This is a genomic window from Pseudomonas sp. F220, from assembly GCF_057813935.1.
In genome coordinates, this window is record NZ_JBVASJ010000177.1 from 1 (window position 1) to 288 (window position 288).

A 288-nucleotide genomic window follows, 5' to 3' on the forward strand; every position below is an offset into this window, starting at 1 on the left:
ACGTGGAAGACTTCATCAAGGACAGCCGTGACTGGGCGCTGCGACTACCCGCCGACAGCAAGACCTGGCTAAAGCTTGCCAAGGGCACTGCTGTGGTGGCGCATCAGGCTTGTTTCAGCGCTACACAGCCGCCCACCTTGAGCGCCGCTCACACGCCGAGAGCTACCGACCTCTTGGTTCCCAAGAGTTTGCTCGATGGCTTGTCTGCCGAGAGCAAAATCGCTATCCCGGCTACGAGTGAGCGCAAAGCCTGCAACTGGTACCGCCTTCAAGGGTTGCTCAATGAGG

Annotated in this window: 1 pseudogene; it reads left to right on the forward strand. The window is 59.4% G+C overall.

Features of this window, described 5'->3' with window-relative positions:
• Positions 1-288 (forward strand): annotated as a pseudogene (locus ACZYSM_RS29535) (hypothetical protein); the annotation flags it as partial.